This window comes from Seonamhaeicola sediminis (genome assembly GCF_004358095.2).
Classification (GTDB): domain Bacteria; phylum Bacteroidota; class Bacteroidia; order Flavobacteriales; family Flavobacteriaceae; genus Seonamhaeicola; species Seonamhaeicola sediminis.
The window spans coordinates 134,563-154,008 of record NZ_SMZJ02000005.1 but is presented as its reverse complement, the minus strand read 5'-3'; the positions used below and the strand labels follow the sequence as shown (position 1 = coordinate 154,008).

At 35.2% G+C, this 19,446-nt stretch carries 14 protein-coding genes and 1 tRNA gene; 6 read left to right on the top strand and 9 right to left on the bottom strand.

Features of this window, described 5'->3' with window-relative positions:
- Position 1: 1 nt before the first annotated feature.
- The 5 genes from E1J38_RS10225 to polA form a co-directional block, all read right to left on the bottom strand.
- Positions 2-1,141: a glycoside hydrolase family 26 protein gene (locus tag E1J38_RS10225; RefSeq protein WP_133356453.1), complete on the bottom strand. Its 1,140-nt coding sequence runs from the start codon at positions 1,139-1,141 to the stop codon at positions 2-4.
- Positions 1,142-1,168: 27 nt separating this feature from the next.
- The gene (locus tag E1J38_RS10220; protein WP_133356452.1) at positions 1,169-2,233 is read right to left on the bottom strand and encodes a DUF3179 domain-containing protein; all 1,065 of its coding nucleotides are present in this window, start codon (positions 2,231-2,233) and stop codon (positions 1,169-1,171) included.
- Between the two features lies 1 nt (position 2,234).
- On the bottom strand, positions 2,235-3,221 hold the full coding sequence (locus E1J38_RS10215; RefSeq protein ID WP_133356451.1) for a hypothetical protein: 987 nt from the start codon (positions 3,219-3,221) through the stop codon (positions 2,235-2,237).
- 176 nt (positions 3,222-3,397) lie between these two features.
- Positions 3,398-3,769 carry an endonuclease domain-containing protein gene (locus tag E1J38_RS10210; protein WP_133356450.1) on the bottom strand — a complete coding sequence of 124 codons (372 nt, stop codon included), beginning with the start codon at positions 3,767-3,769 and terminating at the stop codon, positions 3,398-3,400.
- 99 nt (positions 3,770-3,868) lie between these two features.
- On the bottom strand, positions 3,869-6,721 hold the full coding sequence (gene polA / locus E1J38_RS10205) for a DNA polymerase I (RefSeq protein WP_133356449.1): 2,853 nt from the start codon (positions 6,719-6,721) through the stop codon (positions 3,869-3,871).
- Between the two features lie 233 nt (positions 6,722-6,954).
- Between polA and E1J38_RS10200 the strand changes: the two genes are divergently transcribed.
- Together E1J38_RS10200 and E1J38_RS10195 are read left to right on the top strand one after the other, a co-directional pair.
- Positions 6,955-8,187, top strand: coding sequence for a metallophosphoesterase (locus E1J38_RS10200; protein WP_133356448.1), 1,233 nt, complete (start codon positions 6,955-6,957; stop codon positions 8,185-8,187).
- A gap of 158 nt (positions 8,188-8,345) precedes the next feature.
- The gene (locus E1J38_RS10195) at positions 8,346-8,642 is read left to right on the top strand and encodes a thioredoxin family protein (RefSeq protein WP_133356447.1); all 297 of its coding nucleotides are present in this window, start codon (positions 8,346-8,348) and stop codon (positions 8,640-8,642) included.
- Here E1J38_RS10195 and E1J38_RS10190 read toward each other — a convergent pair.
- Both E1J38_RS10190 and E1J38_RS10185 read right to left on the bottom strand, forming a co-directional pair.
- A complete protein-coding gene (locus tag E1J38_RS10190; protein WP_133356446.1) occupies positions 8,639-9,304 on the bottom strand; it encodes a polysaccharide deacetylase family protein in 666 nt (221 codons plus the stop codon). The two genes, E1J38_RS10195 and E1J38_RS10190, sit on opposite strands and share 4 nt — an antisense overlap.
- A 3-nt stretch (positions 9,305-9,307) precedes the next feature.
- A complete protein-coding gene (locus E1J38_RS10185) occupies positions 9,308-12,622 on the bottom strand; it encodes a protein O-mannosyl-transferase family (RefSeq protein WP_133356445.1) in 3,315 nt (1,104 codons plus the stop codon).
- 153 nt (positions 12,623-12,775) lie between these two features.
- Between E1J38_RS10185 and E1J38_RS10180 the strand changes: the two genes are divergently transcribed.
- The 4 genes from E1J38_RS10180 to infB all read left to right on the top strand — a co-directional run bounded on the left by E1J38_RS10180 (position 12,776) and on the right by infB (position 17,464).
- Positions 12,776-12,848: transfer RNA gene (locus E1J38_RS10180), tRNA-Gln, on the top strand.
- Positions 12,849-12,995: 147 nt separating this feature from the next.
- Positions 12,996-13,457, top strand: a complete 462-nt coding sequence (rimP, locus tag E1J38_RS10175; protein ID WP_133356444.1) for a ribosome assembly cofactor RimP — start codon at positions 12,996-12,998, stop codon at positions 13,455-13,457.
- A gap of 13 nt (positions 13,458-13,470) precedes the next feature.
- A complete protein-coding gene (nusA, locus tag E1J38_RS10170) occupies positions 13,471-14,703 on the top strand; it encodes a transcription termination factor NusA (protein WP_133356443.1) in 1,233 nt (410 codons plus the stop codon).
- 31 nt (positions 14,704-14,734) lie between these two features.
- Positions 14,735-17,464, top strand: coding sequence for a translation initiation factor IF-2 (gene infB, locus E1J38_RS10165; protein ID WP_133356442.1), 2,730 nt, complete (start codon positions 14,735-14,737; stop codon positions 17,462-17,464).
- Between the two features lie 128 nt (positions 17,465-17,592).
- Here infB and E1J38_RS10160 read toward each other — a convergent pair whose 3' ends face one another.
- The gene (locus tag E1J38_RS10160; RefSeq protein ID WP_133356441.1) at positions 17,593-17,868 is read right to left on the bottom strand and encodes a F0F1 ATP synthase subunit delta/epsilon; all 276 of its coding nucleotides are present in this window, start codon (positions 17,866-17,868) and stop codon (positions 17,593-17,595) included.
- Between the two features lie 42 nt (positions 17,869-17,910).
- Entirely contained in the window at positions 17,911-19,419 is a 1,509-nt protein-coding gene (atpD, locus tag E1J38_RS10155; protein WP_133356440.1) for a F0F1 ATP synthase subunit beta, read from the bottom strand.
- Positions 19,420-19,446 lie beyond the last annotated feature (27 nt).

Genomic DNA, 19,446 nt, shown 5'->3' with positions numbered 1-19,446 from the left:
ATTATTCCGTTTGTATATCACTGTTTAATAAGATAACGTCTTTGGATACAAAGGTTCTAAAATCCTCTTCGGAAGGATGCCCTTCATAAGGCCCGAAAAAGTGATCTTTTCTGGCATTCCTCCAAATCATAGCATAAGTTATTGAACTGCTTCGTATAGCTCTATATAAATTATCGGTCCACCAATTGCTCTGTGGTACATTCTCAATTCCAGTTTCGGTGAGTGCAAAAAGCATGTTTTTTTCACGGGCTATACTTTCAACGATATCTAAATTCCGAATAGCATCATTGAGAAAATTACCATTTCTGAAATCATAAAGGTCTATACCGAGCATATCTACATAATCGTCACCTGGGTAATTCTTCATATACTCAGCCGCGTTGGTTACAATGTTTGGTGAATAAACATATAAAGCATTATGAACATTATACGTTTCGCTCAATATAGTTACGGTATCCCTGTAGAGCTGTTTAAACTCTTCGTTTGTTCTAAGGCCTTCGCCCCAATAGAAGAAATTCCCGTTCATTTCATGCCATGGGCGAAAGAGAACGGGTATAGGGCGGCCATTCTCGTCTTTTAACTCGTTAAGAAAGAAAGCAATATCTTCTAAGTAGCGAAGAAATCTACTCCTTACAGATCCGCCTTCTAGCATTTCACCTACAACTTTTGTCCTGTCAAAGGCATCGCCCCCTGATAATGGATTCGAGGCATGCCAACTTATGGTTATTATACTGCCATTTTTATGGGCGTTCTTTATAGCGCTTTCCCATCGAGAAAAAAAACGCTCAATTGGGATTGAAGTGTCCCAACGCTCCCAACCCTCTAAATCGAAGCCAATAATGGCTGGGTAATCTCCTGCCACTAAACTAAAATCGCTTTCGAGTGAATTGTATTCATAAAAGTCCAAACCACCAAAAACAGCCTCTTGTTGGCCAAGGGCAATTCCTTTTTGTGTAATGTGCTGCAACCTGGCATGTAAATCCTTTGCCTCTTGCACCAAATTGGGGTCTGCAAAGGTAATTTGAGAATCTATAGTTATAGGGTCTCTAACCGCATTGGGGTCAAATAAATCCAAGTCATCAGTTTGGCAACTAAAACAAAAAAAAACAATTAGTACCAGAATTTTGATAATGTGTTTCATCAATTATTATGGTATTAGAGCATTATTTTAAGGAATCTCATAAATTTCTGGATCAGGGTAAAATGCAGCGATAGCAAACCAATAACTCATTACAGATTTTACTGGCTCAAAAGATATGCCATTTCTAGAATTACTTACAACATTCCCAAAAATAGAATAGCTATTACCATTGTCATCACTAAAAAAAACTTCAGAATTATTAAAACTATAGTTAAAATTGTGGTTAGAAGTATTAGGGTCTAATTTAAAGGCATTAATAATATTGCTATTTCCAACAATCAAATAATCATTACCGTTAAAAGTATCGCGAATTACTTTTCCGTTTTCAAAGTCAGAGAATTGATAAACTTTTGCCTTGTCATCATCAATAATAGTATAGACCCTTTGTTTGTTTGGTAGGGATGGGTTTGTTATGGCTGGCCTAAAGATAAAACGTTCGTTGTTTACAGCATAATCGCCATAAGGAGAAATACCATAAGATCTTGAAAAACCTGTATTGGTATTTAAAACCTGAGAATCGGGATATAGTGTTTTCCAAGTAGCCCAATTCGTTTCTACCACATTATATAGTTTAGGCTTGTCTCCAATGAGTTCGCCATTTACACACTCTAATCCTAATTGCGACCAATTGCTGTCTGTGTTTCTATCGTACATTATCAAGTTAGCATTGTAAAGGAGTCCTGAAACACCAAAAGTCGTCCTTGCGTTTTTCGATACACTTTCCCAAGCAAATGCTGTGCCTGTAAGCGGACAATAATTTAATGTAAAAAAAGCCCCGTTTATTTCATCGTTGGTAACTTCGTGCCAATCCATGACCACGTGTGGGTAAGCTCTAGTAATATCGTTTTGGAAAATACCAATGACCAAGTCATCATCGTTCAAAAAATCGACATTATTGGCGTTGGTGAATTTTGGTTTATCGATTGAGGGAATCCCATCTTTCCCAGGGCCGCCATCTCTTACTTCGTTTATAGGGATTAACCATTCCAAGGCTTGCGGTGACGGGTTCGGGTTATCTAATGGTATAGTTTCAGAACTGCTACAAGACCATAAAAGGGTAATGGTAAACAAGAAAATTAAATACTTTTTCATTTTATTTTGAATTAAAATTTAATGGACTTTCTTTTGGAGATAGCTTATACAGGAAGCCAGTTGTTAATCTATAAGTAGGTGTTAATTGTGTACCGTCTACATTACTGTAAAGTGGTAATTCTGCCTTGGTTGACAGCGTTAGATTAGGAGTTAAGTTTATGGAAATGTTCGGGATTAAAAAAATCCAATTACCACCAGTGTTATCAAGCTGTCTACCTTCAATTCTATCTTTTACTGTGTTGCGATACTTGAAGGTTATATTTGGTGATACAAGTGTTTTTAGCAGCGTAAATTGATCTGAAAAACCTAAAAAAGCCTGAAATTCGTTACCGAATTTATAAGTAGAGTTTCCTAGATATTCTGTATCAGTACCCGTATTTCTGTATACAAACCTTGTAGAGACGTTTAACGAAGGCCTGAAATTAAAGCGTTTCGCAGTAGATAACCAATAGATGATATCCCAAGCATTACTTCCAGGTTGTAAATCGTTAATAAGTAATATACCGTTCCTATCTGCTTCGGTAGATGAGCCTAAAGGGATCTTTGTTCCCAATCCCAAGGTTAAATCGCTATCTTTTGATATGAGGTTCGGGAAATTATATTTAACTAATAGAATGGCATCACCAATGCCAGAAGAGGCTTCTAAATTTCTGCTTCCGTCGAAAGGACTTGTAATAATACGACGTTGATTTACCCATGTAAATAATCCTTCAACAGACAAAGTATTTGTAACGGCAAAGCTACTGTTAAGAAGTACAGAATGTGTAGTTCTTAACCGTGTGTCGTCATTCAGTCGTTCGGAGCCAGCATTTAAAGTGTTTAGATTATTAAAATCGTAATTGAGTCCGAATTGAAAAGTGCCTTTTTCAGATAAAGGCAAACCTATGTTATTGGATAGGGGAATACCACCAGAACAGCAGGTTTGTCCCAAGGCATGCATGGCATACATAAAACTTAAGATGCAACAAATCTTTTTGACAGCTCCCATAGCAACAATCTCTAACCTGTAAAAGGTCGTTTGCTTGGTTTAAGCCTTACTAATTTTAACTTTTGGGAGGTATTGACAAGATTAGATTTAAAGATCTCCTTCTTAGGCGTAAGAATGATGTCCCCTTAGGATTATCAAAATTAAAATATATTTTCATTGAAGATACCGAACGAAGTTCAAAGGGGTGTCTTTAATTCCTTCACTGTTTCTTCAATTACCAACAAAACACTAAACATGTGTTTTTTTACTTCTTCATTAGAAAATCTTAAGAATTTAACCCCGTAAGCTTCCAATTCTCCTTGTCTTTTAGCATCATATAAAACGCTGTGGTCATGACTTCTACCATCAATTTCTATTGCTAGACCAATTTCATGGCAATAAAAATCAACAATATAGTTTAACATGGGAACTTGTCTGTGGAATTGTACGCCTAGGGCTCGTCGTTTTATGTTTTGCCATAACAAGACTTCTGGGAGCGTACTGTTTTTACGCAACTGTCTAGCCAGTTGTTTTAGTTCAGGGTTATATGGGATTATTTTGTTCCGCATTTCTTTATCTGACACCCCTGTGGTCCCCTCAAGGGGACAGCCCAACACAATATCCCCTCGAGGGGATTATAGGGGTGTTATATGAGTTCTGGTCAATTCTTAATGCGCCTCCAACCAGTTATCACCAATATCTAAATCCACATCTAGAGGTACGTCTAGTTTATAAGCGTTTTCCATTTCGGTTTTAACCAAAGATTTGATGGTTTCCAATTCGGGCTTATATACGTCGAACACCAATTCATCGTGTACTTGTAGTAGCATTTTAGTCTTAAAATCGCCTTCATTTAATTTGTTATGAATATTGATCATGGCAATTTTTATAATATCTGCAGCACTCCCTTGAATTGGGGCGTTTACAGCATTTCGTTCTGCGGCTCCACGAACTACAGCATTTCTTGAATTAATATCTTTTAAGTAACGACGACGGCCTAAAACAGTTTGTACATAGCCATTATCTCTAGCAAAATCTACTTGCTCACTAATAAAATTTCTAAGTTTAGGATAGGTAGCATAGTAGGTGTCAATGAGCTCTTTAGCCTCTGTTCTATTAAGGTTTGTTTGGTTGCTTAATCCAAAAGCAGAAACCCCATAAATAATTCCAAAGTTTACGGTTTTAGCATTGCTGCGTTGTTCTCGAGTCACTTCGTTTATTGGGATATTAAACACTTTTGAAGCCGTTGAAGCATGGATATCTTCACCATTGTTAAAGGCTTCAATCATGGTTTCTTCTTTACTTAAAGCAGCTATGACACGTAATTCTATCTGCGAGTAATCGGCAGCTAAAAGTGTATAATCATTGCTTCGTGGAATGAATGCTTTTCTAACCTGTCTGCCACGCTCCGTTCGAATTGGGATATTTTGAAGGTTAGGATTATTACTACTTAAACGCCCTGTGGCTGCAACTGTTTGCATATAATCTGTATGTACACGTCCAGTGGTTTCCTCAACTTGGCTTGGTAGAGCATCTACATAAGTGCTTTTTAATTTTGAAAGCCCTCTAAAATCTAATATGTTTTGAATGATTTTATGATCTTTAGCTAGGTAGCTAAGTACATCTTCAGAAGTAGAATATTGCCCAGTTTTGGTCTTTTTAGGTTTGTCTACCAATTTAAGTTTTTCAAATAAAATGACTCCCAGTTGTTTTGGTGAAGCTATATTGAATTCTTCTCCAGCTTCTTTATAAATTTTTGATTCCAATTCGGCAATATCTTTTTCTAGCTGGCCCGATAAACTGTATAAAAAATCTTTATCTAAGTTAATGCCTTCTAATTCCATGTCGGCTAAAACTTTAAGCAAAGGTACTTCAATCTCATCAAATAGCTTTTGGGTATTGGCTTCGCCCAATTCATTTTGAAAATGTTCTTTGAGCTGAAGGGTGATATCAGCATCTTCAACAGCATATTCTGTTTGTTCTTTCAAATCAACTTCACGCATCGATAATTGATTTTTTCCTTTTTTACCAATTAGGGTTTCAATTGAAATTGGCGTGTAGTTTAGATAGGTTTCAGCCAGCACATCCATGTTGTGGCGCATATCTGGATTGATGAGGTAGTGCGCCAACATGGTATCAAATAATTTACCTTTTACTTCTACATTATACTTTGCTAAAACTTTGATATCATATTTTAAATTTTGACCAATTTTCTCAATAGATTCGCTTTCAAAAAAAGGTCTTAATTCTTCAATGAGTTTTTGTGCTTCGTTTTTTTCTTCCGGAAAAGGTAGATAAAATCCTTTTCCTGCTTCCCAAGAAAAAGCAATGCCAACTAGTTCTGCTGTTATTGGATTAATGCCTGTAGTTTCTGTGTCAAAACACACACTTGTTTGCTGCAGTAGTTTTTCAATAAATAACTTTTTTGAAGTAACCGTGTCTATATATTGATAAAAATGCGATGTAGTTTCTGCTGTTTTTCTTGTAAATGCCGAATCTGTTTCAGTCTTAGAGGCATTAGAACCCTCAGAGTCAAATAGTGAAAATTGTCCAGCACCAGCAGACGCTTTTAGCTTTGAGGAGGTAGTTTTTGCCTCGGTTGTGTGAGTTATAGACTCAACAGTGCTTGTCTCTTCATTATTAGCAAACGTTTTTAAGAAATTTTCTGTTAATCTCCTAAACTCCAAATCCTGAAATATCTGTTTTACTCTTTCAACATCTGGATGGTCTAGTTCAAAATCTTTAGCATCAAAAGTTACTGGAACATCAAGCATGATAGTAGCCAGTTGTTTTGAAAGTAAACCTAATTCACCATTAGCTTCAATTTTCTCTTTCATTTTACCTTTCAACTGATCTGTATTTGCCAAAAGCCCTTCCATAGAGCCAAACTGCTTGATGAATTTTTTGGCTGTTTTTTCGCCAACACCAGGAAGTCCAGGAATGTTATCACTAGAATCTCCCATCATTCCCAAAAAGTCAATTACCTGAAGCGGATCTTTTACTTCAAATTTTTTCTGAACTTCAGGAATGCCCCAAGTTTCATAACCGCCTCCAAAAACTGGTCTGTACATAAATACATTTTCGGTTACCAATTGCGCAAAATCTTTATCTGGGGTAACCATGTAGGTTTTATAGCCTTCTTTTTCGGCTTGACGTGATAAGGTGCCAATAACATCGTCTGCTTCATAGCCTTCCTTTACCATAATGGGGATGTGCATAGCTTTTAAGATTTCAAAAATATGAGGTATGGCAGTTGTGATACCTTCGGGCGTTTCATCTCTATTGGCTTTGTATGCTTCGTACATTTCAACACGGTCTGCACTACCTCCCTTATCAAAACATACAGCCAAATGGTCTGGGCGTTCACGCTTAATAACATCTAAAAGAGAGTTCATAAATCCCATAATAGCAGATGTATCCTGTCCTTTAGAATTTATTCTTGGGTTTTTTATAAAGGCGTAATATCCACGAAAAATAAGGGCATAAGCATCTACTAAAAAAAGACGTTTTTGTTCAGACATTGATTTTGTTTTTGATAGGAAATCAAATGTACATGAAATTTTTTATTTAAAAATTCATAAAAAATTAAATGAAATAATTTTTACCACAGCAAGTGTTTGAAAAGTTATGAGTAATTCATTGTAACGTACCATCTTTCATTAAGTCCAAAAAAAGGAAGTCTTAACTATAAGTTAAATAAACTAACGTTTCAGAATTGTAATTTAGATTACCACTATATTTGTTAAAAAAAGCCATGCTACGCTTAACATTGTTCATTCTTATCTTGTTGCTTTTGGATTTTTATACTCTTCAATCCTTTAAGGCTATTTTTAAAAGTAGTGTGGTTACTTATGTCTATGTTTTTGTTTCTCTTTTAATTTTAGGAAATTTTTTTATTCAAGTATTCACATTTGATAGGTCTAATGGTATTCCTTTTCGGTTTTCACTTGCACTTATTTTGTTTGTTCTCTTTTATGTTCCTAAAATTATTGTAGGTATAACATTGTTTGCTGAAGATGTATTTAGGGGTTTTGCCTTTGTCTTTGAAAAGATTAGTAGTGAAACCAATGCTACGGTAGCCTTAAATAGTAGACGTAAATTTATTTCTCAATTAGCTCTAGGAATTGCTGCAATTCCATTTACGTCTATCTTGTATGGTGTTATTAAAGGAAAATACAACTTTAAAGTTTTAAAATATTCGTTACACTTTGAAGATTTACCAAGTGCTTTTGATGGTTATAAAATTACCCAAATAAGCGATATTCACTCAGGAAGTTTTGATAATAAAGATAAAGTAAGTTATGCGGTTGATTTGATTAATGAACAGGAAAGTGATGTGATTTTGTTTACAGGAGATATGGTGAACAATAAAGCCGATGAAATGAAACCATACATAGATATATTCAGCAAGCTAAATGCTAAAGATGGGATGTATTCGGTTTTAGGAAATCATGATTATGGTGATTATGTGCGTTGGGAATCTGATGACGCTCAATTACAAAATTTAGAGGATTTAAAGACAATTCAAAAAGACATTGGGTTTGATTTGTTGCTAAACGAACATCGATTCATTGAAAAACATGGCGAACGTTTAGCTTTAATAGGCGTTGAGAATTGGGGCGCTGGGGGTTTTAAAAAAGCAGGTGACTTAAAAAAGGCATCTAGAGGAATTGATAAAGATGATTTTAAAATATTGATGAGTCATGATCCATCCCATTGGGAAAAAGAAGTCATTCAAGATGAATATCATTACCATTTAACATTAAGCGGACATACGCATGGTATGCAGTTTGGTATTGAAATTCCTGGGTGGTTTAAATGGAGTCCAGTTAAATGGCGCTACAAGTACTGGGCAGGTGTTTATGAAGAGCTAGGAAAGTTTATTAATGTGAACCGTGGCTTTGGTTATTTAGCATTTCCCGGACGTGTTGGTATATGGCCAGAAATTACGGTTATAGAGCTTAAAAAAGGTGTAAAGTCAGTATAGTTAATTTAAGTGTTCAAAATTGTGTTATTTCAGTCTTTTTTAATACATTAGACATACAGAGAGCCTTGTTTTTACGCTTGGTCTTAAGGCAATGAACGCATTACAAAAAAAATGATTAGGTTTGTAATACAGCATTTTACCAATTAATACTAAAAAGTATGTCGAAATTTGGGGAACTTATAGATGTTGAAATTCCAGTATTATTAGAGTTCTACACAGACTGGAATGAACAATCCACCGCAATGCATCTGGTTTTAAGAGATGTTGCAGCGGCGCTTGGAGACAAGGCTAAGGTTATTAAGATAGATGTTGATAAGAATGAAGAACTAGCCGATGCTTTAAGGGTTAAAACGTTACCTACTTTAATAATTTACAAAGACGGTGAAATGAAATGGCGCCAAAGTGGTGATCTTGATGCAAATACACTTATTGAAATTATTCAGGAGTACGTCTAGTCTAGCGCTTTAAAAGTGTAATCTCTTTTAGTAAAAAAGTCCAATACTTTTGGGAGTGTATACATCATATTTTTTGATGCTTTTATACTATCATGAAATACAATAATGCTTCCTGATTTAGCTTTTGAAATTACGTTATTTAGGCAAGTTTCTTTGCTTACATTTTTGTCCCAATCAAAAGATAGTACATCCCACATGATAATTTTAAACCCTTGTTCAATGAGCTTTTTACCTTGTTTGGGTTTTATTTGTCCATAAGGTGGACGAAATAGATTGACGTTTTGATAGCTAATGGATGATGATTCATTATTAATATTTTGAGACTTAAAAACTTGATTGCAAATTTTTATATCCTTAAGGTAGTCTTCTGTATTTGTTTTCCATCCTTTAATATGGTTTTGAGTATGGTTACCAATATTATGACCATCTGTCAAAATATTTTGAAAAATTTCAGGATGCTTTTCAATATTGTTTCCAATACAAAAAAATGTAGCTTTGGCATTGTAATCTTTCAAGGTGTTTAATACCCAATTGGTAATTTTTGGTGTTGGACCATCGTCAAAAGTGAGAAATATAGTTTTTTCATTAGATGGTATATCCCAAATATAATTTGGAAAGACACTTTTTGCAATTAAGGGCGTTTTTACTGGTTTGTAAATCATGCCTTACTCAATAGAGTCTGTTGTGGCCTCAATTCCGATGCTATCGGTTTGCAAAGGTAGGTCTTCGTTACTATCACTATCATCTTCTTCGCCGTAAAAATATTTAAATAGCCTTAAGTAATCATTAAAGATGTCTCCTTCGGTTCTTGCAAATTCAATATCGTGCTTTAATAAAACATCAACTAAAGCTTTATATCGTTGAATATCAGTATAAATATCTTCAAATAAGCGCTCTTGACTATTTGTTTTTAAGCTACTATAGTATTTTAAGTTTTCTTGATATTTAATTACAACATCTTTAAAGAGTTGTTGCGCTTTCTCTTTATTACCAACTTCATAATAAGCACTAATATAAGGTTCTAAAAGCGTGTAGTATCCAAAGTAATCTACTGGCATATTGGTTAAAGCAATATCTGCAATTTCTTCAGCCTTTTTAAGTTTACCTTCATTAATAAGCTGTTCAATTAATCTGGCTAAATTACCTCTGTAAGTAATAGCGTTTTTTCGGGTTTCTGGATCATGATAAATATTAGGGCTGCCGCTATTACCCCAGTCCCAAGTTTTAACTTTTTCATACATAAGGTCTGCATCTACACGCCCCATGTCGAATGGATTTGCCCTGTTAACAGGAGTTTCAATAGGAACTAATTTGTAGCACATGCCATCAAGCTGAAGGTAATCTTTCATCCATAGATAATCATCGTCACCAAAACTTCCACCAGTAAAATAAATAGGACGCTTCCAATCATTATTAGCAACAACATCTAACATTAATAACCGGTTTTTATAGATAGCACCTCCACTAACTTCAATATCAATATGAGGAACTATTTTATCAGCATCTTTTTCTTTTACAATACCATGTTTTAAGGCATTTTCTTTATTAACTGGTATTCTGAAAAACTTGGTTGGTATGTATCTGGCGTTAAGTTGTTGTGATGGATACCTATTTACATCAGCGTCTGTGAAACTTTCTAAATAATATCTAAATCTAGTTTTAGGGCTGTCATTAGTAATGAAATTTAAAGCTTCTTTTATGGAAATAGTATCATTTGAAATTGGAGCGATAGTTATATAGTCATTGGTACCCCACCTGTAATGTTCATGTGTTAATTGTGACGGAATGGGGTCGCTCTCATAGGCTTTTCGTTTCATTTGGTCTATATACCAATCGGTTTGAAATAAACTGGTGTTTACAATACGAACATCAGTTCTATACCCCTCAATTTCTTGAGCATACCAAAGCGCAAACGTATCATTATCTCCAATGGTAAATAGTATGGCATTTTCTGCACAAGAGTCTAAATATTTTCTGGCCATAGCCTGCGCGGTATATTTTCCAGAACGATCATGATCATCCCAATTGTTAGCAGCTAAAATTCCAGGAACTAGAACTAAAGAAATTATTGTAATAACAAGGGCTCCTATTTTTTTTGGAAGTTGATTTTTTAATGCATCATACATGGCATAAACACCAAACCCAATCCAAAGAGCAAATACATAAAAAGAGCCTACTACAGAGTAATCACGTTCACGAGGCTCAAACGGACGTACGTTAGTATACACTTGAATGGCTACCCCTGTAAAAAGAAAAAATACTAACATCACCCAAAATAGTTTTTTGTCTTTATTAAATAAAAAGAAAAAGCCAATTAACCCTAAAATGAGAGGTAGTAAATAGTAGGAGTTTCTGGCTTTATTATTTTTAACATCACTAGGCAGTTTATCTTGTGAATAACCAAGGTGCCACTCATCAAGTGGTTTTATACCACTTAGCCAGTTACCATGATTATCGTATTTTCCTTGAATATCATCTTGTCTTCCGGCAAAATTCCACATAAAATAGCGCCAGTACATGTAGCCTAATTGGTATTCAAACAAATACCTTAAATTATCACCTAAACTTGGTTTTTCAATATCAAAATACTCTCTACCGTATTGCTTAAGAAATTTATCAAAACCTTCATAGTCAATATTACCTTGATTAACCTCTTTAATAAAATTACTAACCAAAGAGCGCAATTCGTTTTGCATTTGGTATTCTGGTTTCAGTTTAAACTCTAAAAACCCAGTAAACATCATATAATTTTCAGCATGTTCACTACTCCACATCCTTGGTAAAATGGAAGCGTGGTCTGAGTTGTAATTCTGTCTGGCATTTTTGTAATCGTTTACAATGATATACTTGCCTTTTTCTTCGTCTTTTTCGTATTTAGGTTTATCGTCTTTGTACGGATTATTTTTATCTAAAGGAGCATAAATATCAGTAAACTGAGGGCCGTAAAATAAGTGTGTTTCAGGGTACTGTTCTAGGTTATAATAGGCTAACAACTCGCGCGCGCTAGAAGGGTTATTTTCATTAACAACCACATTGGCGTTAGCTCTAATGGGTAACATTAACCATGTTGAAAACCCAATAATGACAAAAGTTAAGCAAAGAATGGCTGTATTTAAATGTGTGTATTGTTTTTTTCTTGTATACTTTATACCATAAAAAATTATGGTTACCAATAGCAGGGCAGCAATTATAGAGCCTGAGTTAAAAGGTAGACCAACACTATTTACGAAAAAGATTTCTGAAACACTAAATATTTTTAGAATATTGGGTGCTAATAATTTAAATATAAACAGTAATACAGCAACCGAAACTACATTAGCGATGATAAAGTTTTTAACAGTAACCGTTTTGTAGTTTTTAAAATAGTAAATAAGCCCAATAGCAGGAATGGTTAATAATCCCATAAAGTGCACACCAAATGATAAGCCAATGATGAATGCAATTAAAATTAGCCAGCGGTTTCCGCGTGGTTTATCCATGTCTTGTTCCCAACGCAACCCTAACCAAAATAACACAGACATAATTAAGGTTGCCATAGCATACACTTCAGTTTCAACGGCATTAAACCAGAATGAGTCTGTAAACGTAAATGCCAAACTACCTACAAGACCACTACCAAGAATAGCCAAAGATTTAGATTGACTATCTTCAGTACCTCCTGTTATTTTTTTAAGAAGTAAAGTTATGGTCCAAAACATAAATAGAATAGCAAAAGCACTAGAAACAGCACTCATCATATTCATCATAAAACCAACTTGAGAAGGCTCTAAAGCAAACATTGAGAAAAAGGCCCCGAGCATTTGAAATAATGGCGCCCCTGGAGGGTGACCAACCTGTAATTTAGCCGAAGTTAATATATACTCTCCGGCATCCCAAAAGCTTACGGTAGGTTCAACAGTTAAGCTGTAGGTTATAAGTGCTATTAAAAAAGAGAACCATCCTAAAATGGTATTCCATTTTTTAAAGTTCAAATTGGTCATAAAATATCTGTGTTTGGTTGCTGTGGCGAATTTAAGAATAAATACGTTACTTCAAATTTTTTTAAGTAAACGTTAAGGTTTAAGAATTATTTTTTTGAAAAAATGTTTGTGCAGAAAAAACTTTGTACTAAATTTGCACCCTCAATTACACAATGGCCTATGGTGTAACTGGCAACACGTCTGGTTTTGGTCCAGAAGAGTCTAGGTTCGAGCCCTAGTAGGCCAACAGTAATTTTAAAAGTCCTTGCTTTATAGTAAGGACTTTTTCGTTTTTGAGGTTTATAAATTAAATTAAAAATTATATATTTGCACCGTTGTTAGATAAAAAAAAGATAATGAGGGGACGGAAAGTCCCCTCTTTTTATAATAAAAAATGTTTAAAACCACAGTTGAAAATTTATTGAACGATGCTTTAGAGGAAAGACCTGATTTATTTCTAATCGATTTTTCCGTACAAGGCGATAATCAAATAAAAGTGGTTATAGATGGTGATAATGGTGTTTTGGTTGAAGATTGTATTTTTATTAGTAGAGCTATAGAACACAATCTAGACAGAGAAGAGCAAGATTTTTCTTTGGATGTTATGTCTGCAGGAGCTGCTGCACCATTGGTTAAGCAACGTCAGTATAAAAAGAACATTAACAGAACACTTGAAGTAAAAACCGAGTCTGAAAAATTTGAAGGTATCCTTTCCAACGCTTCGGACAATGATATTACTTTACAGTGGAAAGTTAGAGAGCCTAAACCAGTTGGTAAAGGAAAAGTAACAGTGACAAAAGAAGCGAATATCGCTTACATAGATATTGTAGAAGCAAAAGTTGTGATTAAATTTTAATTCAGTAAGAGTTATGGAAAATATCGCGTTAATTGAATCTTTTTCAGAATTCAAAGACGATAAGCTGATTGACAGAGTAACGTTAATGGCCATTTTAGAAGATGTGTTTAGAAGCGCCTTAAAAAAGAAATTTGGCGATGATGACAATTTCGATATTATTGTAAATCCAGATAAAGGAGATTTAGAAATTTGGAGAAATAGAGTGGTGGTTGCCGATGGTGAAGTAGAAGAACCCAATCAGGAAATTTCATTATCTGAAGCCAGAAGAATTGAGCCAGATTTTGAAGTTGGTGAAGACGTATCTGAAGAAGTTAAATTAACAGATTTAGGAAGAAGAGCTATTTTAGCATTGCGCCAAAATCTTATTTCTAAAATCCATGAGCATGACAATACAATAATTTACAAGCAATTTAAAGACCTTGTAGGTGAGCTTTACACAGCAGAGGTGCATCATATACGCCATAGAGCAGTTATTTTGTTAGATGATGAAGGTAATGAAATTGTGTTACCAAAAGACAAACAAATACCTTCAGATTTTTTCAGAAAAGGAGATAATGTAAGAGGTGTTATTGATTCTGTTGAACTTAAAGGAGCAAAGCCTACCATATTAATGTCTAGAAGCTCCCCGGTATTTTTAGAGAAGTTATTTGAACAGGAAATACCAGAGGTTTTTGATGGGTTAATTACCATTAAAAAAGTGGTTAGAATTCCTGGAGAAAAAGCTAAAGTAGCAGTAGATTCTTATGATGATAGAATAGATCCAGTTGGTGCTTGTGTAGGTATGAAAGGTTCTAGAATTCACGGTATAGTACGTGAATTAGGTAATGAGAATATCGATGTAATTAACTACACAAATAACTTACAATTGTTTATTACAAGGGCCTTAAGCCCTGCAAGAGTAACATCAATTAAAATTGATGAAGAAAATAAACGCGCTGAGGTTATATTAAAACCAGAAGAAGTAAGTAAGGCTATTGGTAGAGGAGGTCATAACATTCGTTTAGCGGGTCAATTAACTGGTTATGAGATTGATGTGTTTAGAGAAGGCGCTGAAGAAGATGTGGAGTTAAGTGAGTTCTCTGATGAAATAGATGAATGGATCATCCAAGAGTTTAGTAAAGCAGGTTTAGATACCGCTAAAAGTATTCTAGAACAAGATATTGATGATCTTGTTAAGAGAACAGACTTAGAAGAAGAAACTATTTACGACGTTATTAGAATTCTAAAGGAAGAATTTGAAGAATAACATATATATTTGAGTATTTTAAAGGCAATTTATGGCTGGAACAATTAGATTAAATAAAGTATTACGTGAGCTTAACATCTCTTTAGATCGTGCTGTAGAATTTTTAGATTCTAAAGGTGTAGAGATAGAAAAGCGCCCAACTACAAAAATTTCTGAAGAGGTTTATGAAATTCTTTCAGATGAGTTTGAAACAGATGCTAGCAAAAAAGTAGCTTCTAAAGAAGTTAGTGAAGCAAAGCAAAAAGAGAAAGACGAGTTAAGGGAGCAACGCGAACGTGAACTTGAAGCAAAGCAAAAAGAAGCAGCCAAAAAAGAGGAAGTTGTAAAAGCCTCTGTTACCGTTTCAGGCCCCAAAACTGTAGGGAAGATCGATCTATCTCCTAAAAAACCTGAGGCTAAAAAAGAAGAAGCGCCTATAAAAGAAGAACCTCCTGTAGAAGTCGAAAAGCCAGCAGAAGAAAAATCAGTGGTTAAGACTGAGGAAGTAGAAGTTCCAAAACCAAAAAAGGAAGCTCCCAAAAAAGAAGTGCCTCAACAGGAAATTAAAAAAGATCCTAAAGGAACAGAGGAACTTCCTGCTCAAGAAGAGAAAGTTAAAACTCAATATCAAAAACTTACGGGACCAAAAATTGCTGGAGATAAAATTGATTTATCTCAGTTTAATAAGCCTAAGAAAAAGAAAGAGGACAAAAAAGAGGGTGCTTCAGGTAGTGATGCTTCAAATAAGAAGAAGCGTCGAAGAATAAGTAAAGTTGGTGGAGCACAGCCTAGTGGAAATCAAAGAGGAAATCAAAATAGAGGGAACGATCGCTTTAAAGGTAAAGGGAGAAGAAATACCGTTGTTAAAGAAGAGCCTAGTGAAGAGGATGTAAAACGTCAAGTAAGAGAAACACTAGAAAAACTTCAAGGTAAAGGCGCCAAAGGTAAAGGAGCTAAGTATCGTAGAGAAAAAAGAGAACAACATAGAGATCAAACTGAAAGAGAGTTACAAGCAGAAGCAGCTGAAAGCAAAATACTTAAAGTAACGGAGTTTGTTACAGCAAGCGAGGTTGCTACCATGATGAATGTTAGTGTTACTGAAATTATCTCTGCATGTATGTCGCTTGGAATGATGGTAACCATGAATCAGCGTTTAGATGCCGAAACGTTGTCTATTGTAGCTGAAGAATTTGGTTATCAAGTGGAGTTTGTTACGGCTGATATTGAGGAATCTATTGAAGAGGTAGAAGATACACCCGAAGATTTAAAACCACGAGCGCCAATCGTAACGGTAATGGGACATGTAGATCACGGTAAAACATCACTTTTAGATTACATTCGTGAAGAAAATGTAATTGCTGGAGAATCAGGAGGTATTACCCAGCATATTGGGGCCTATGGAGTTACTTTAGAAAGCGGACAAAAAATAGCCTTTTTAGATACACCAGGTCACGAAGCGTTTACAGCAATGCGTGCCCGTGGAGCTCAAGTAACAGATATTGCAATAATTGTTGCAGCAGCAGATGATGATATTATGCCACAAACAAAAGAGGCTATATCGCATGCACAGGCGGCTGGAGTTCCTATTGTATTTGCAATAAATAAAATTGATAAGCCAAATGCTAATCCTGACAAAATTAAGGAAGGACTAGCCAATATGAATTTATTGGTTGAAGATTGGGGAGGAAAAATTCAATCACATGATATTTCTGCTAAATTCGGTACAGGTGTAAAAGAATTACTTGAAAAAGTACTATTAGAAGCAGAGTTATTAGAATTAAAAGCAAATCCAGACAAACCAGCAGTAGGTACTGTTGTAGAGGCATTTTTAGATAAAGGACGTGGATATGTGTCTACCATTCTAGTTCAGGCTGGTACATTACGTGTAGGTGATTATGTGTTAGCAGGTCAGCATAGCGGAAAAGTAAAAGCTATGCATGATGAACGCGGTAAAGATTTAAAAGAAGTTGGTCCTTCAACGCCCGTATCTATTTTAGGTTTAGATGGAGCACCACAAGCGGGTGATAAGTTCAATGTATTTGAAGATGAGCGCGAAGCCAAAGCTATTGCAACTAAACGCTCTCAATTGCAACGTGAGCAGTCTGTTAGAACACAACGTCATATTACACTTGATGAAATAGGAAGACGTATTGCTCTTGGTGACTTTAAAGAGCTAAACATTATCCTTAAAGGAGATGTGGATGGTTCTGTTGAAGCACTTACAGATTCGTTCCAAAAACTTTCAACTGAAGAGATTCAAGTTAATATTTTACATAAAGGTGTTGGAGCCATTACTGAAAGTGATGTGTTATTGGCATCGGCATCAGATGCTATTATCATAGGATTTAATGTTAGACCAATGGGTAATGCTCGTGCCATTGCAGATAAAGAAGAAATCGATATCAGAACATACTCTATCATTTATGATGCTATCAACGACTTAAAAGATGCTATGGAAGGTATGTTGTCACCAGAGTTTAAAGAAGAGATTACTGGTACTGCAGAAATAAGACAAACGTTCAAAATTTCTAAAGTTGGAACCATTGCAGGTTGTATGGTAACTAATGGTAAGATATTCAGAAATTCAGGAATAAGACTTATTAGAGAAGGTGTTGTAATATTTACTGGAGAATTGGCAACTTTGAAACGATTTAAAGACGATGTTAAAGAAGTATCTAAGGGATATGATTGTGGTATGCAGGTGAAAAATTACAACGATATTAAAGAAGGTGATATTATTGAAGCCTTCCAAGAAGTGGCGGTTAAGAAAACATTGAAGTAGATTAATCTTAACAACTGACTGATCTTGATTATCAGAATCCTTATGGAGTATAAAATAATTAGTGAACATAAAAAGAAAAGCGAACCATTTGGTTCGCTTTTCTTTTTATATCTGTTTAAGAAAGAAACTTAGTCTGCTAAAACAATAACTTTGTTATCTTTCATTTCTATAGTACCAGAATTAATTTCTAATGTAAAACCCTTGTTAGATTTAGCAAATTTAGAAGCTACTTCTTCGTCTAATGTGATATTGCCAAAAATCTTAACTTGTCCCTCTTTTAATAAAGATACAACAGGAGCATGGTCTTTAAGCATTTGAAACTCTCCATTTATTCCAGGAACAGCAACTGATTCTACTTCTCCGCTAAATAATGTGGCTTCTGGTGATACAATTTCTAAATACATAATTTTTTAATTAATAATTAATAATTGTCAACTATTAATTGATTACGCTTCTGCTAACATTTTCTCTCCAGCCTCAATAGCATCTTCAATAGTACCTTTAAGGTTGAAAGCTGCTTCTGGTAAATGATCTAGCTCACCATCCATAATCATGTTAAATCCTTTGATAGTGTCCTTGATATCTACCAAAACACCAGGAATACCAGTAAATTGTTCTGCTACGTGAAATGGTTGTGATAAGAAACGTTGAACACGACGAGCACGAGATACCGCTAATTTATCTTCTTCTGAAAGCTCTTCCATACCAAGAATAGCAATAATATCTTGTAACTCTTTATAACGTTGTAATAACTCTTTTACTCTTTGAGCACAGGCGTAGTGGTCATTACCTAAAATATCTGCAGTTAAGATTCTTGAAGTAGAATCTAATGGATCTACCGCAGGGTAAATACCTAACTCAGCAATTTTACGAGATAATACCGTTGTTGCATCTAAGTGAGCAAAGGTAGTTGCAGGAGCAGGATCCGTTAAGTCATCCGCAGGTACATAAACTGCTTGAACTGATGTAATAGATCCTTTTTTAGTTGATGTAATACGCTCTTGCATGGCACCCATTTCTGTTGCTAATGTTGGTTGGTAACCTACCGCTGATGGCATACGACCTAATAATGCCGATACCTCAGAACCTGCTTGTGTAAAACGGAAGATGTTATCAACAAAGAAAAGTACATCTTTACCTTGTCCGTCACCAGCACCATCACGGAAATACTCAGCAATAGTTAAACCAGATAATGCCACACGAGCACGTGCTCCAGGAGGCTCATTCATTTGTCCGAAAACGAAAGTTGCTTTAGAATCTAACATAGCTTCCTTATCAACTTTGGATAAATCCCATCCTCCTTCTTCCATAGAGTGCAAGAAGTCGTCTCCGTATTTAATAATACCAGACTCTAACATCTCTCTTAAAAGGTCATTTCCTTCACGAGTTCTTTCACCTACACCAGCAAAAACCGATAAACCACCGTGACCTTTTGCAATATTGTTAATTAACTCCTGAATTAATACTGTTTTACCAACACCAGCACCACCAAATAAACCAATTTTACCACCTTTAGCGTAAGGCTCAATTAAATCGATAACTTTAATACCTGTAAATAATACTTCGGTAGACGTTGATAAATCTTCAAACTTAGGTGCTTGACGGTGAATTGGTAATCCGTTTTCATTAGCTTTAGGTAAATCTCCTAAACCATCAATAGCATCTCCAATAACGTTAAATAAACGCCCATAAACATCTTCGCCAATTGGCATTTGTATAGGAGCACCAGTTGCTACAACTTCAGTTCCTCTACTTAAACCATCAGATGAATCCATGGCAATAGTACGTACGCTGTTCTCACCAATGTGGGATTGTACTTCAAGTACCAATGTAGAACCATCAGGTCTGTGTATTTCTAATGAATCATAAATTTTTGGAAGTTCTGCCCCAGCAGCGAATTCAACATCGATTACTGGACCTACTATTTGTGCAACTTTACCTGTAACTTTAGACATTACTTATCTGTTTAATATTATGCGATT

Excerpts from the sequence above, each read along its gene's own strand:
- E1J38_RS10160 (WP_133356441.1), bottom strand. The coding sequence starts at position 17,868 with ATGTATTTAGAAATTGTATCACCAGAAGCCACATTATTTAGCGGAGAA.
- atpD (WP_133356440.1), bottom strand. The coding sequence starts at position 19,419 with ATGTCTAAAGTTACAGGTAAAGTTGCACAAATAGTAGGTCCAGTAATC.
- E1J38_RS10200 (WP_133356448.1), top strand. The coding sequence starts at position 6,955 with ATGCTACGCTTAACATTGTTCATTCTTATCTTGTTGCTTTTGGATTTT.
- E1J38_RS10195 (WP_133356447.1), top strand. The coding sequence starts at position 8,346 with ATGTCGAAATTTGGGGAACTTATAGATGTTGAAATTCCAGTATTATTA.
- E1J38_RS10190 (WP_133356446.1), bottom strand. The coding sequence starts at position 9,304 with ATGATTTACAAACCAGTAAAAACGCCCTTAATTGCAAAAAGTGTCTTT.
- nusA (WP_133356443.1), top strand. The coding sequence starts at position 13,471 with ATGGAAAATATCGCGTTAATTGAATCTTTTTCAGAATTCAAAGACGAT.
- E1J38_RS10225 (WP_133356453.1), bottom strand. The coding sequence starts at position 1,141 with ATGAAACACATTATCAAAATTCTGGTACTAATTGTTTTTTTTTGTTTT.
- E1J38_RS10215 (WP_133356451.1), bottom strand. The coding sequence starts at position 3,221 with ATGGGAGCTGTCAAAAAGATTTGTTGCATCTTAAGTTTTATGTATGCC.
- E1J38_RS10185 (WP_133356445.1), bottom strand. The coding sequence starts at position 12,622 with ATGACCAATTTGAACTTTAAAAAATGGAATACCATTTTAGGATGGTTC.
- polA (WP_133356449.1), bottom strand. The coding sequence starts at position 6,721 with ATGTCTGAACAAAAACGTCTTTTTTTAGTAGATGCTTATGCCCTTATT.
- E1J38_RS10210 (WP_133356450.1), bottom strand. The coding sequence starts at position 3,769 with ATGCGGAACAAAATAATCCCATATAACCCTGAACTAAAACAACTGGCT.
- rimP (WP_133356444.1), top strand. The coding sequence starts at position 12,996 with ATGTTTAAAACCACAGTTGAAAATTTATTGAACGATGCTTTAGAGGAA.
- infB (WP_133356442.1), top strand. The coding sequence starts at position 14,735 with ATGGCTGGAACAATTAGATTAAATAAAGTATTACGTGAGCTTAACATC.
- E1J38_RS10220 (WP_133356452.1), bottom strand. The coding sequence starts at position 2,233 with ATGAAAAAGTATTTAATTTTCTTGTTTACCATTACCCTTTTATGGTCT.